The following is a 12,167-nucleotide window of genomic DNA, read 5'->3' as shown; positions in this document are numbered from 1 at the left end:
TTAACTAAGGACATTGAGGCGGCAGGCTTTCCAGGCGGACTTGCGTTAGGCAGGATAGGCCCCCATAGCCACAATACAAGCTGGAGAAACACGGATGGGCAGCCACATAACGAAAACGGCCGCGGAAGCGCACGCGTTCATGCAGGTGATCGACGGCGGGTCCGCCGATGCGCTCTCGGGCCGGCGTATTGACGTCGTCTGCCCCTCCGATGGAAAAGTCTTCGCCTCCATTCCCGCCTCGGGTGAAGCGGACGTGGACAAGGCCGTCCAGGCTGCCCGCCGCGCCTTCGACGAGGGGCCGTGGGGCCGCATGCCCGCTGTGGAGCGCGGGCGCTGCCTGACGCGGCTCGGGCAATTGGTGGCGGAGAATGCGGAAGAATTGGCCGCGCTCGAATCGCGCGACACCGGAAAGCCGCTCCGCCAGGGCAAAGCCGATGTGACCGCCGCCGCTCGTTATTACGAATTCTACGGCGCCGCCGCCGACAAGATCCACGGCGACACCATCCCCTTCCTCGAAGGCTACACGGCACTCACTCTGCGCGAGCCGCACGGCGTCGTTGCCGGCATCGTCCCGTGGAACTATCCGCTGCAGATCCTCGCCCGCGTAGTCGGTGCCGCGCTTGCGATGGGCAATACGCTGGTGGCCAAGCCCGCCGAGGACGCCTCGCTGACGGCCATCCGCATCGCCGAGTTGGCGCTGGAGGCGGGCATTCCCGTAGGCGTCTTCAACGTCGTCACGGGCTATGGGCACGAGGCAGGGGCGGCGCTTTCCGCCCACAGCCAAATCGATTACGTCACCTTCACCGGTTCGCCTGCGACCGGCACTGCCATCCAGCAGGCTGCGGCCTTGAACAACCGTGGTGTGACCATGGAGCTCGGTGGCAAGTCGCCGCAGATTGTATTCGCTGATGCTGACGTCGAGGCGGCTTTGCCCGTGCTCGTCAACGCCATCATCCAGAACGGCGGCCAGACCTGCTCCGCCGGCAGTCGCATCCTAATAGAGAAATCCATCTACCAAGAGGTCGCCGCCGCCCTTGCCGAACGTTTCTCCGCCCTCGTCGCCGGCCCTCACGACGCCGACCTCGACATCGGCGCGCTCATCAACCCAGCACAGAAAGCACGGGTGGAGGGTTTCGTGCGCGCGGCGGAGGAGGCGGGTACGCAGGTTCTGGCGCGCGGGCGCATTCACGAAGGGGCGCCGCAAGAAGGTTTCTATTTCCCGCCCGTTCTGTTCGGCGCGGTGGATCCTGCCTCGGCCTTGGCACAGGAGGAGGTGTTCGGACCAGTCCTTTCGCTCTTCCCATTCGAAGACGAAGCCGACGCGGTGCGCCTTGCCAACAGCACCGAATTCGGCCTGGTGGCCGGGGTGTGGACGCATGACGGCGCTCGCCAGCACCGGGTGGCGAAGCGGGTGCGGGCGGGACAGGTCTATGTCAACGGTTACGGCGCTGGCGGCGGTATCGAATTGCCGTTCGGTGGCTTCAAGAAATCCGGCCACGGCCGCGAGAAGGGCTTTGAAGCGCTGTACGATATGTCGGCGACCAAGACGATCGTGTTTAACCACGGATAGCTGGATGTGGACGCCCTTCGCGCCACCCGAATAGAAGGAAAGTTTAAGTGCGACTGAAAGATAAGGTAGCGATCATAACCGGCGCGGCTTCCGGCTTCGGCGAGGGTATGGCCAAGCGCTTTGCCGAGGAGGGCGCGAAGGTCGTCGTCGCAGATCTCAACGGCAAGGGCGCGGAGCGCGTCGCCGGCGAGATTGGCGGGGCCGCCATGCCCGTCGCCGCCGACGTTTCGATCAAGTCCGATATCGAGGCGATGGTGAGGGCGGCGATGGATGCCCATGACCGCATCGATATCATGGTCAACAATGCCGGATTCACGCACAAGAACGGCGACTTGCTGCAGGTGGACGAACAGTCCTTCGATCTCATCACTGCCGTCAACATGAAGGCGATCTACTACGCCGCACTCGCCGTAGTGCCGATCATGGAAAGCCAGGGCGTCGGTTCTATCATCACCACCGCCTCCACCGCCGGTCTCCGCCCCCGGCCCGGACTCACATGGTATAACGCCTCCAAGGGTTGGGCGATCGCCGCCACGAAATCGATGGCGGTAGAGCTGGCGCCGAAGAATATCCGCGTCAACTGCCTGTGTCCCGTGGCGGGCGAGACAGGCATGCTTGCCCAGTTCATGGGTGAGGACACACCGGAAAAACGCGCCCTGTTCCGCTCGACCGTCCCACTCGGACGCCTGTCGACACCGCTAGACATCGCCAACGCTGCGCTGTGGCTTGCCTCCGATGAGGCCGCCTTCATCACCGGTGTGGCGCTGGAGGTGGATGGCGGGCGATGCATCTGATAGGCAGGGCATCCCCACCTCCCATCATCCCAAGTCTCCGCTCTCCATGACCTACGACCAGATTTTTCTTTTCAGCCTGCTCGGCCTCGTCTTCGCTTTTCTGGTCTGGGGGCGCGTGCGCTATGACCTCGTGGCTTTCGCCGCCCTCGTCGTCGCGGTCATCGGCGGGGTGGTGCCCGCGGAGCGGGCATTTGCGGGCTTTGGTCATGAGGCAGTCATCATCATCGCGCTCGTTCTCATCGTCTCGCGTGCCATGGTGAATGCCGGCGCCGTCGAGGTTGTCGCCCGCTTCGTGTTGTCGGCGGGGCGTTCGCTGTCCACCCATATCGGCATCATGTCGGTCGTGGGTGCGGCTCTTTCGGCCGTCATCAACAATGTCGCCGCCCTTGTCATGCTGATGACGCTCGACATGGAAGCGGCGGAGAAGGCGAAGCGGCCGGTTGCGCAATCGCTCATGCCGCTTTCCTTCGCCACCATCCTTGGCGGCATGATCACGCAGATCGGCACGCCGCCAAACATCGTCGTTGCCCAGTTCCGCGACCGGGCGCTGGGCGCGCCGTTTTCCATGTTCGACTTCTCTCCTGTCGGCCTGGTCTGTGCACTGGTGGGAATTGCCTTCGTCACCACCGTCGGCTGGCGCCTCATCCCGGATACGGGCCAGCGCGCCGCGGTGGGTGAGGGCCGTGACACCGGACTGTTCGTCGCCGAGGCCAGTGCGAAGGAAGATTCAAAAGCCATAGGGCAGTCGCCATCCGCCCTTTACCCCCTTGCCGATGAATGCGACGTGTCCATTCTCGGGCTGGTGCGCCGAGGTAAGCGGCTGCCCGGCTTCGCGGCAGGCGAGGAAATCCGCAAGAACGATCATCTGGTTCTCGAAGGCGATCCGAAATCCATCGAGTCGTTCATCGGTGGCGCGGATCTCACACCGGCCGGCGCCGATAAGCATGGCGGCCTGACCGGTAAGTCGCTGACGCTGGTGGAGGCCATCGTGCCCGACAACGCGCGCATGGTCGGTCGTACGGCGCTCGATCTGAAACTGCTATACCGCCGCGGTGTGACGCTGCTGGGTGTCTCGCGCCAAGGAAAGCGCTTCCGCGATCGCGTGCGCGACCTTGCTATCAAACCCGGTGATGTGGTGCTTCTTCTGGGGCCCGAAAGCCGTGTCACCGACGCTGCGGAGTGGCTGGGTGTGCTGCCGCTGGCAGAGAAGAGCCACACTGTTACCCAGCGCAGCAAGGCAGTGTTCACCATTGCCGTATTCGCCTTGGCCGTTACCGCTGCAGTCATGGGATACGTCCCGCTGTCTGTGGGCCTTGCCGGTGCAGTCACCATCTATGCACTGTTCAACATCATCGGCGGACGCGAGGTCTACGAAGCGGTCGAATGGCCGGTGATCATCCTCCTCGGCTCGCTTATCCCTCTCGGCCTGGCATTGGAGGAGTCCGGCGGCACTCGCCTCATTGCGGAGGCGATCGTCGCGCAGGCCGGTGCGCTCCCCGCCTGGGCAATCCTCGCCATCCTCATGATCGTCACCATGACACTGTCCGATTTCTTGAACAATGTGGCGACCGCGCTGATCGCCGCCCCGGTCGGCTTGTCCGTCGCCCGAGCGCTTGAGGTCTCGCCCGACCCATTCCTGATGGGGGTGGCGGTTGCCGCTTCCTGCGCCTTCCTCACTCCCATCGGTCACAAGAACAACACCATCATCATGGGCCCCGGCGGCTACCGCTTCGGCGACTATTGGCGCATGGGCCTGCCGCTGGAGATCATCATCATCGCCATCGGCGTGCCGGCGATTCTGTTCTTCTGGCCGCTCTAGATCCTGTCCCGCAGCGCATACCAGTTGAGCGCCAGGAAGAGGAGCGCCGGGCGCAGGCGCTGGCCGCCGGGGAAGGGCGGGACGTTCAACTCCTCGAAAAGCTTCAGCTGGTCACGGTTTCCCGCAACCGTCTCGGCGTAAAGTCTGCCCATGAAATTGGCCAGCATAACGCCGTGGCCGGAATAGCCGCCGACCGAGATTACGCCCGACATCACCTCGCGCACGAAGGGCCGGCGCGGCATGGTGATGCCCACGTAGCCGCCCCAGGCGTGGGTGATCTCGATATCCTCAAGGGACGGATAGACTTCGGCGATCTGGCGGCGGATTTGCAAGGGGATATCCTTCGGATCGCCCCTGGAATAGATCTCGCGGCCACCGAACAGAAGCCGCCCGTCCTTCGTCTTGCGGAAGTAGCGCACCACGAAGCGTGAGTCGTCGACGCTCTCGCCGCCGGGCAGCACCGGACTGTCGGATCCGAGCGGAACGGTCGCTCCGATGAAGGAGCCGATGGGCATGAGATGCGCTGCCGTCGCCGGATCGAGGTCGCCGCCATAGGCGTTGGTCGCCACCAGGCATTTTTCAGCGGTGATCGTGCCGCGTGGTGTGGCTACACGTACTTTTCCGGCCTCGGCCGTTATGCCCTCTGCCTTCGTTCGCTCGAAAAGCTTCGCGCCCACCGAAGCCGCCACTCGCGCCGTGCCGACCAACAGCTTGAGGGGGTGGATATGGCCGGTGCCGGTATCGCGCGTGCCGCCGAAGTAGCGCGCTGAGCCCAGTCGCGCTGCCGTCTCCTCACGGCCCATGAAGGTGATATGCGGATAGCCGAAGCGTTCGCCCATGACCTCCGCATGCGCCCGATATTCGTCGAGATAGCGCTCCTTGTGAGCGACCGACATCTGGCCCGGCACGTAGTCGATCTCGATGCCGTTTGCCGCTGCGAAATCAAGAAGGTGCGCCTTGGCCTCCTCCGCCATATCAAACAGCGCCTTGGCGCGTGTGAAGCCGAGATCGGCCTCCATATCCTCCGCCCAGGCGCGCTGACCGGTGCCGAGTTGGCCGCCGTTACGGCCCGAGGCGCCATCGCCGAACCGGTGCGCCTCGATGAGCACGACGTTCACGCCTGCTTTGGCAAGGTGTGCTGCCGCGGACAATCCCGTGAAGCCGCCGCCGACGATGACAACGTCGGCACCGATGTCGCCTTCGAACGGCCCATATTCCGGCCGCTCGCCCACTGTCGCCTCGTACCAGGAATATCCGGGAGAGATGGGAGACTGATAGACGCCGGACTGAAGGTCGGAAGGAAACGAGAACTCAGACATTCAAAAGCAGATACTCCCGCTCCCAAGGGCTGATGACCTTCATGAAGGTCTCGAACTCGGCCCGTTTGATCGCAGCGTAGGTGGTGGTGAACGGTTCGCCCAGGATGTCGCGCAGCGCAGTATCGCCCTCGAACAGCGCCACTGCCTCCAAAAGCCCGCGCGGCAGTTCAATCTCGTCCTGGTTTACCGCCGAGCCAGCCGGTGCGTCGGAAGACGTCTTCTCCAGAATACCGACGAGCCCGCAGGCGAGCGAGGCGGCGAGCGCCAGGTAGGGGTTGGCATCGGAGGAGGGGATGCGATTTTCCACACGCCTGGCTGCCGGGTCCGAGCGCGGTATGCGGAAGGCAGTCGTGCGGTTGTCGTAGCCCCAGCGCGTGTTGACGGGCACGGCGCTGCCTTGGGTCAGCCGCCGGTAGGAATTCACGTAGGGAGCGAGCATGATGAGTGCATTGGGGATGTGGTGCTGCAGCCCGCCGATGAAGTGATGGAAGGTATCGGTTTCCTCGCCCTTTTCGTCGGAAAAGACGTTGCGGCCACCCTTCGCCTTCACCACCGACTGGTGGATGTGCATGGCCGAGCCCGGTTGGTCCTGGATCGGCTTGGCCATGAAAGTGGCGTAGGTATCGTGCTTGAGAGCGGCCTCGCGGATGGTGCGTTTGAACAGAAACACCTGGTCCGCGAGTTCCACCGGGTCGCCGTGGCGCAGATTGATCTCAAGCTGCCCCGCGCCTTCCTCGTGGATCAGCGTGTCGATTTCCAGGCCTTGCGACTCGGAGAAGTGGTAGATGTCATCGATCAGCTCGTCGAACTCGTTGACACCGGCGATCGAATAGCCCTGGCCACCACCGATGGGCCTTCCCGAACGGCCGACAGGCGGGGTGAGCGGGTAGTCAGGGTCCGGGTTCTTGTGCACGAGGTAGAACTCGATCTCGGGAGCCACGATCGGCTTCAGCCCGTGCTCGGCGTATTTCGCCATCACCCGCTTCAACACGTTGCGCGGGCTGAACTCGACCACGCGCCCGTCCTGGTGCACCAAATCACAGATCACCTGTGCCGTCGGGTCGCTCTCCCACGGCACTACAGAAAGCGTGGAAAGGTCGGGCACGAGCTTCAGGTCGCCGTCATCCTCCGGATAGATGAAGCCGTTGCCGCTTTGCGGATACTCTCCGGAAATCGTCGCCATGAAGACGGCCGACGGCAGCGCCAGCGACGTGTTGGAGGTGAACTTCTTCGACGGCATCATTTTGCCGCGCGCCACGCCTGCCTGGTCCGGCGTGATGCACTCGATATCTTCGATGCCGCGCCATTCCAGCCAGGCCGTCGCTTCCTTCCAGCCCTTCACCCCACGCAGATTTTTCAAGAACGCCGGCGTGCGAACCCGTCCGCTTCGCCCGACGCTGCGGCCTGCCTTCTTGTTGTCCAGCATAAATCACCAGCGGTCGCTTCGGATGCGAGAGTATAGACGGCGGCCAATCGGGAAGGGAAGGGGGCGGCCTTGGGCGTTGCGGGAAGACTCGGAGGCTGCACCACTCACACCGGCCGCTCCGCCAGCGCCAGCCTGACCCCGAAGCCGATCAGGAGCGATCCGAAAAGCCAGCGCTGCAAACGCTGCCATAGCGGCCGTCGGGCGAGAAAGGCGCCTACGCGGTCGCCGGCGAGCGCGTACTGGATGTCGAACGCGATGCCTGTCGCCACCAGCACCGTACCGAGCAGGAGGAACTGGGCCGAAAGCGGTCCTCCGTCGGGGCGCAGGAACTGTGGCAGGAGGACCGAGCAGAAGATAAGCGCCTTGGGGTTAAGGAGGTTAGTGAGGAAGCCGCGAACAGCGGCCAGGCGTATACCGTCTGCCGGGGTGGGTGCGGCTTCCGCTTTCCCCGCAGGCACTAGCGAATGCGCGCGCAGTATGCCGTAGCCCAGCCAGGCGAGGTAGGCCGCACCGATAAGCCGCACGGCTTCGAAGACGAGCGGCGAAGTCCTCAAGAGCGCCGCAAGCCCAAGAGCGGCGAGCGCTACGTGTGCAGCCCTGGCCGCCGCAAGCCCCACGGTCGTGGCAAGCGCCTGGCGGCGACCGCCGAGCGCCCCGGTCTGCAGGAGCAGGATCATGTCCGGCCCGGGTATCAGATAGGCGATCGCCAATGCACTGACGAAGAGGGTGAGTTCGGGCATCGGAGCCTCCGTCGGTTGATCGTCGAGGGCCGATTCTAGCGATGCGCGGCAGCGCATGTCCTTGCGAAATATGCTTTCAATAAGGCTCGCTTATGGCATGATATGCCGACAGGTGCTGTATATGAGATGGGATATGCCAAAGATTAGCCTGGACGTGATAGATCGAAAGATTCTGGCTGCGCTGCAGCGCAACGGGCGGCTTTCCAACGTTGAACTCGCCGACGAGGTAGGGTTGTCGCCGTCACCCTGCCTGCGCCGGGTGCGCCTTCTGGAGGAGGCAGGTATGATCACCGGCTATCACGCCGCGCTCGATCGCGCGGGGGTGGGGCTCGGGCTGACCATCTTCGTCGGCGTTAAGGTGGAGCGCCATCACGAAGAGGAGGCCACCGCCTTCCGTGAGGCGGTGCAGGCACTGCCGGAGGTGGTCTCGTGCCATCTCGTTTCCGGTGAGGCGGATTTCCTGCTTCAGGTCGTGGTGCCGGATCTGACCGCTTATGAGCAGTTGTTGCTCGGCACGCTCCTGAAGCTGCCGGCCGTCAGCGACATTCGCTCCAATTTCGCCATCCAGACGGTCAAGGACCGGGCGCCGCTGCCACTCGATCATCTGGAGGCGGAGGCGCGCTAAGCGCTGCGGATATCCTTCACAAGGCGCTCGACGATGGGCTGCAGCACATCCGGGGTGATGGGTTTGATAGCCACGGCATCGAAGAGCTCTGCGGGCGGCACATCGCTCTGTTGCGCGGGTCCGTTGATCAGGACGGTGCGGGGAAGGTTGCGCTGGGAGGAGCCCCGCTTCTTGGCCAGTTCGGCCAGCAGCGGGTCGAATGCTACGCCCTGCGCCGGGCCGTCTATGATGACCATCATGGGACGACTGTCGTTCAGTGTCTTCAGAGCGGCGCTTGAGGCCACGGCCTGAGGCTTCAGGTAGATGCGCTCAAGGGTGCGGGCGATGACGATACGGTTTATCGGCGAGTCGGAGACGATGAGAACCCGATTCGTGTCCGGACCGTGATCGTCGTTCGAAGGGCTGCGGCCAAAGCCTCCGGCGCTGCCTCGTCCGGCATTCCGATTGTTCATGATATACGACCGTTAGGAGCCGGGTTCAATGCCCGGTTGAGTGTGCGGGCGGCATACTCGCCATCTCTGCTGCCTTGTCAACCCGTATAACGGTTCGGATATGTGCACTTCAAGATAGGTTTATCGCTCCTACGGACGGCGTTCGCCCCGCACGGCGAACCATGCGGGGCAGGGGCGGAGGAATATCGAGCAATCGCTTCTCTAGCCGCGCGCAAGGCGATTGGTGACGATAACCGGCACGAGCAGGTCGCCCCAGTTGCCTTCGCCGCCGTGGTGGCGTGCCGAACGCACCAGCTCCACGGAGATGCCGGCTTCGACCGCCGTCATAACCGACTGGTTGAGGCGGTGCAGGTCATTGGCAATCATACGCACGATCGCCTGCTGGTCGCCGTTCATGGCGCTGGCTTGCTCGTCTGCGCGTTCCTTGACGCGGGTGTTCGGTGTCATGTCGTTTCTCCTCGACTGGTTATTATTCCGCCGCCGGGCGGAATTGGTCCTGCTCGGTGGATTCGCTCATGGCCGTGGTGGAGGACTGGCCGCCGGAAATCGCCATGGACACGGCGTCGAAGTAGCCGGTGCCAACCTCACGCTGGTGTTTAGTGGCGGTATAGCCGTTCGCCTCAGCCGTAAACTCGGCCTGCTGTAACTCACTGTAGGCCGCCATCTGCCGTTCCTTGTAGCCGCGGGCCAGCTCGAACATGCCGTAGTTGAGCTGATGGAAGCCGGCCAGCGTTATGAACTGAAACTTGTAGCCCATGGCGCCCAGCTCGCGCTGGAATTTGGCAATGGTGGCCTCGTCCAGATTCTTCTTCCAATTGAAGGAAGGCGAGCAGTTGTAGACGAGCGGTTTACCCGGATGATGCCTGTGCACACTCTCGGCAAACTGCTTTGCCTGATCGAGGTCCGGCTTCGATGTCTCGCACCAGATGAGATCGGAATAGGGTGCGTAGGCAATGGCGCGCGCGATGCAGGGCTCCAGCCCATTCTTCACGCGGTAGAAACCTTCCACGGTGCGGCCGGCATCGTAGTCGACGAACGGCCGGTCGCGCTCGTCAATATCGGAGGTAACGAGCTTGGCGGCCTCCGCGTCCGTACGGCAGATGACGAGCGTGGGCACCCCCATCACGTCAGCGGCAAGCCTTGCGGCGGTGAGGTTGCGGATATGCTGAGCGGTGGGGATGAGCACCTTGCCGCCCAGATGGCCGCACTTCTTTTCCGAAGCCAACTGATCTTCGAAATGCACGCCCGCCACGCCCGCTTCGATGTAGGCTTTCATGAGCTCGAACGCATTGAGCGGACCGCCGAAGCCCGCTTCCGCGTCTGCAACAATCGGTGCAAACCAGGTATCGACGGAAAGGCCCTTGCCTTCCGCTGTCTCGATCTGATCGGCACGCTGCAGCGCGCGATTGATGCGTCGGGCAAGCTCCGGCCCCGCGTTGGCGGGGTAGAGTGACTGGTCCGGATACATGGATGATGCCGTGTTGGCATCCGCCGCCACCTGCCAGCCGGAGAGGTAGATGGCCTTCAGCCCCGCGCGCACCATCTGCATAGCCTGGTTGCCGGTAACCGCGCCCAGCGCATTGACGAAGTCCTCTTCACGGATGAGCTGCCACAGCCGGTTGGCGGTCTCTTCCGCCAATGTGTGACGGATGGTCACTGAGCCGCGCAGCCGGCGCACCTCTTCGGCCCCATAGGGTCGTTCGATGCCGTCGAAGCGGCCTTCGGGTGCGGAGGGAACGAGGTTGTAAAAATCCGTCATCTGGTGTCTCCGTTGTGCCGTTCCTGGGTGGCTGACGCCAACTCCTGTGACAAGATTTACGCTGCACTGCACAGAAAGGCACGGGATTTTCCTCCCAAGAGCCGCGGAATCAGGTGGAGCTGTGTTGCCTTTCACAGGCGGATTCGGTAAATTTGTAAAAGAAGTAAGGCTCTTGTGGGGTGTCTTTGCACCTGTTGTGTAAAGAGCTGTAAAGACGGCGTGGAAAGCTATGGCCTCGCAGAAGATCTTCGCCGGCGCCCGCATCAGGCGCATCCGCAACGCCAAGGGATTGACCCAGACGGCGATGGCTGAGGGGCTTGGAATCTCGCCGTCTTATCTGAACCTTATCGAGCGCAACCAGCGGCCATTGACCGTGCAGCTCATCCTCAAACTTGCCTCCGTCTACAAAGTCGACCCGGAAGAGTTGCAAGGGGAAAGCGGAGCATCGCTGGCGGCGTTGAAGGAAGTATTCTCCGATCCGCTGCTTGCCGGCGAACTGCCGGGCGAGCACGAACTGGTTGAGGTGGTGGAGGCTGCACCCAACGCGGCCGCCGCGCTGGCCAAGCTCTACCGCGCTTACCGCGAACAGGCCGCGAGGCTGTCGGATCTTTCGGAAATGCTAGCGCGGGAGGGACGGGCCACGGCAATCTCCGCCACCCGGTTACCGGTCGACGAGGTGCGCGAGACCCTCGAGCGCCGAGCCAATTATTTCCCGACACTGGAGGAGGAGGCAGGGGCTTTTCACCGCGTGCTGGAGGCTGGCGGCGATTTGGCGGGTACCTTGAAAGCCTGGCTCAGAAGCGAGCATGGTATCGCCGTGCGCGTGCTGCCGGCTGACACCATGCCTAACTGGCGTCGGCGCTATGACCGGCATTCGCAGCGGCTTTTTGTCTCCGAGCGGCTGTCCGCGGCCGACCAGTTGCACGAGATCGCTGTGGAGGCCTGTCTCATCCGCATGCAGGTGGCGATCGCAGCCGAGATCGAGGCGTTCAAGCTTGGCTCCAACGAGGCACGGCGGCTGGCGCGTTTTGAGCTCGGCCGCTATGCCGCGCATGCGCTGATGATGCCCTACCAGGCTTTCCTCGCCGCCGCCGAGCGGACACGCTATGACATCGAGGTGCTGGCAGCCCGCTTCCATGTGTCGTTTGAACAGGCGGCCAGCCGGCTCACCACGCTTGCGCGGGACGGCGCGGCGGGTGTGCCTTTCTTCATGCTGGAGGTGGATAATGCCGGCAACCGCCTGCGCCGCGCCGGGGCGGGCGGCTTTCCCGTAAGCCGGTTCGGTGGCGGATGCCCGAAGCTCGGCCATCACGCGGCCTTCGCCCAGCCTGGGCAGGTGCTGGTGGAAGCGGTGGCAATGCCAGACGGCGAGATGTTTCTGACGCTGGCGCGCACGCTGGAGGGGCCGCAGGCGGCCTTCAACGAGCGCCCGCGCCGCACCGCGCTCCTCCTTGCCTGTGATCTTGCTTACAGGGATCGACTGGTCTACGGCGCATCCCTCCCGGCCTCCGCCGTTGAGGCGCCGGTCTCCGTCGGCCCAGCCTGCAGGCTATGTGAGCGCCCTGGCTGCCTCGCCCGGGCCGAACCGCCGGTGACAAGGCCGCTGGGACTGGACGAGATGGTGACGGGGCTGAGCGCGTTTGATTTTCAGTAAGAAGGCGGT

11 protein-coding genes are annotated in these 12,167 nt (G+C 63.5%); 5 read left to right on the top strand and 6 right to left on the bottom strand.

The genetic code is table 11. The annotated features are described in order from the left end of the window. The first annotated feature begins 94 nt into the window (after window positions 1-94). The 3 genes from N5A92_RS03170 to N5A92_RS03160 are packed head-to-tail and all read left to right on the top strand — an operon-like array spanning window position 95 to window position 4,183. The gene (locus tag N5A92_RS03170) at window positions 95-1,570 is read left to right on the top strand and encodes an aldehyde dehydrogenase family protein (protein WP_260900386.1); all 1,476 of its coding nucleotides are present in this window, start codon (window positions 95-97) and stop codon (window positions 1,568-1,570) included. Window positions 1,571-1,617: 47 nt separating this feature from the next. Further along, window positions 1,618-2,364 (top strand): SDR family oxidoreductase, encoded by a 747-nt coding sequence (locus N5A92_RS03165; RefSeq protein ID WP_260900385.1) that lies wholly within the window; start codon window positions 1,618-1,620, stop codon window positions 2,362-2,364. A gap of 46 nt (window positions 2,365-2,410) precedes the next feature. Beyond that, window positions 2,411-4,183: an SLC13 family permease gene (locus N5A92_RS03160; RefSeq protein ID WP_260900986.1), complete on the top strand. Its 1,773-nt coding sequence runs from the start codon at window positions 2,411-2,413 to the stop codon at window positions 4,181-4,183. Here N5A92_RS03160 and N5A92_RS03155 read toward each other — a convergent pair. The 3 genes from N5A92_RS03155 to N5A92_RS03145 all read right to left on the bottom strand — a co-directional run bounded on the left by N5A92_RS03155 (window position 4,180) and on the right by N5A92_RS03145 (window position 7,668). Beyond that, on the bottom strand, window positions 4,180-5,502 hold the full coding sequence (locus tag N5A92_RS03155; RefSeq protein ID WP_260900384.1) for an NAD(P)/FAD-dependent oxidoreductase: 1,323 nt from the start codon (window positions 5,500-5,502) through the stop codon (window positions 4,180-4,182). The genes N5A92_RS03160 and N5A92_RS03155 overlap by 4 nt on opposite strands. Further along, window positions 5,495-6,928: a glutamine synthetase family protein gene (locus N5A92_RS03150; protein WP_260900383.1), complete on the bottom strand. Its 1,434-nt coding sequence runs from the start codon at window positions 6,926-6,928 to the stop codon at window positions 5,495-5,497. The genes N5A92_RS03155 and N5A92_RS03150 overlap by 8 nt, the downstream gene beginning before the upstream one ends. Before the next feature lie 104 nt (window positions 6,929-7,032). Then, window positions 7,033-7,668 (bottom strand): LysE family translocator, encoded by a 636-nt coding sequence (locus N5A92_RS03145; protein ID WP_260900382.1) that lies wholly within the window; start codon window positions 7,666-7,668, stop codon window positions 7,033-7,035. A 133-nt stretch (window positions 7,669-7,801) separates the two neighbouring features. Here N5A92_RS03145 and N5A92_RS03140 point away from each other — a divergent pair, with 133 nt between their 5' ends. Continuing rightward, window positions 7,802-8,293 carry an Lrp/AsnC family transcriptional regulator gene (locus N5A92_RS03140; RefSeq protein WP_260900381.1) on the top strand — a complete coding sequence of 164 codons (492 nt, stop codon included), beginning with the start codon at window positions 7,802-7,804 and terminating at the stop codon, window positions 8,291-8,293. On the opposite strand, the gene N5A92_RS03135 is transcribed toward N5A92_RS03140, so the two are convergent. The 3 genes from N5A92_RS03135 to aceA form a co-directional block, all read right to left on the bottom strand. Next, entirely contained in the window at window positions 8,290-8,745 is a 456-nt protein-coding gene (locus tag N5A92_RS03135) for a response regulator (protein ID WP_260900380.1), read from the bottom strand. The genes N5A92_RS03140 and N5A92_RS03135 overlap by 4 nt on opposite strands. A gap of 201 nt (window positions 8,746-8,946) precedes the next feature. Then, complete coding sequence (locus tag N5A92_RS03130; protein WP_260900379.1) at window positions 8,947-9,192, bottom strand: SMc00767 family acetate metabolism repressor; 246 nt, start codon at window positions 9,190-9,192, stop codon at window positions 8,947-8,949. Window positions 9,193-9,214: 22 nt separating this feature from the next. Then, entirely contained in the window at window positions 9,215-10,504 is a 1,290-nt protein-coding gene (gene aceA / locus N5A92_RS03125) for an isocitrate lyase (RefSeq protein ID WP_260900378.1), read from the bottom strand. Between the two features lie 229 nt (window positions 10,505-10,733). On the opposite strand from aceA, the gene N5A92_RS03120 reads away from it, so the two are divergent. Beyond that, on the top strand, window positions 10,734-12,158 hold the full coding sequence (locus N5A92_RS03120) for a helix-turn-helix domain-containing protein (RefSeq protein ID WP_260900377.1): 1,425 nt from the start codon (window positions 10,734-10,736) through the stop codon (window positions 12,156-12,158). The last annotated feature ends 9 nt before the right edge of the window (window positions 12,159-12,167 follow it).

This window comes from Chelativorans salis (assembly GCF_025336525.1).
GTDB classification, from domain to species: domain Bacteria; phylum Pseudomonadota; class Alphaproteobacteria; order Rhizobiales; family Rhizobiaceae; genus Chelativorans; species Chelativorans salis.
Note: the sequence above shows the minus strand (reverse complement) of the source record. Positions and strands in the feature narration are given on the sequence as shown.

Coding starts and splice junctions, on each gene's coding strand:
- N5A92_RS03170 (WP_260900386.1), top strand. CDS start 95: ATGGGCAGCCACATAACGAAAACGGCCGCGGAAGCGCACGCGTTCATG.
- N5A92_RS03160 (WP_260900986.1), top strand. CDS start 2,411: ATGACCTACGACCAGATTTTTCTTTTCAGCCTGCTCGGCCTCGTCTTC.
- N5A92_RS03155 (WP_260900384.1), bottom strand. CDS start 5,502: ATGTCTGAGTTCTCGTTTCCTTCCGACCTTCAGTCCGGCGTCTATCAG.
- N5A92_RS03150 (WP_260900383.1), bottom strand. CDS start 6,928: ATGCTGGACAACAAGAAGGCAGGCCGCAGCGTCGGGCGAAGCGGACGG.
- N5A92_RS03145 (WP_260900382.1), bottom strand. CDS start 7,668: ATGCCCGAACTCACCCTCTTCGTCAGTGCATTGGCGATCGCCTATCTG.
- N5A92_RS03140 (WP_260900381.1), top strand. CDS start 7,802: ATGCCAAAGATTAGCCTGGACGTGATAGATCGAAAGATTCTGGCTGCG.
- N5A92_RS03135 (WP_260900380.1), bottom strand. CDS start 8,745: ATGAACAATCGGAATGCCGGACGAGGCAGCGCCGGAGGCTTTGGCCGC.
- N5A92_RS03130 (WP_260900379.1), bottom strand. CDS start 9,192: ATGACACCGAACACCCGCGTCAAGGAACGCGCAGACGAGCAAGCCAGC.
- aceA (WP_260900378.1), bottom strand. CDS start 10,504: ATGACGGATTTTTACAACCTCGTTCCCTCCGCACCCGAAGGCCGCTTC.
- N5A92_RS03120 (WP_260900377.1), top strand. CDS start 10,734: ATGGCCTCGCAGAAGATCTTCGCCGGCGCCCGCATCAGGCGCATCCGC.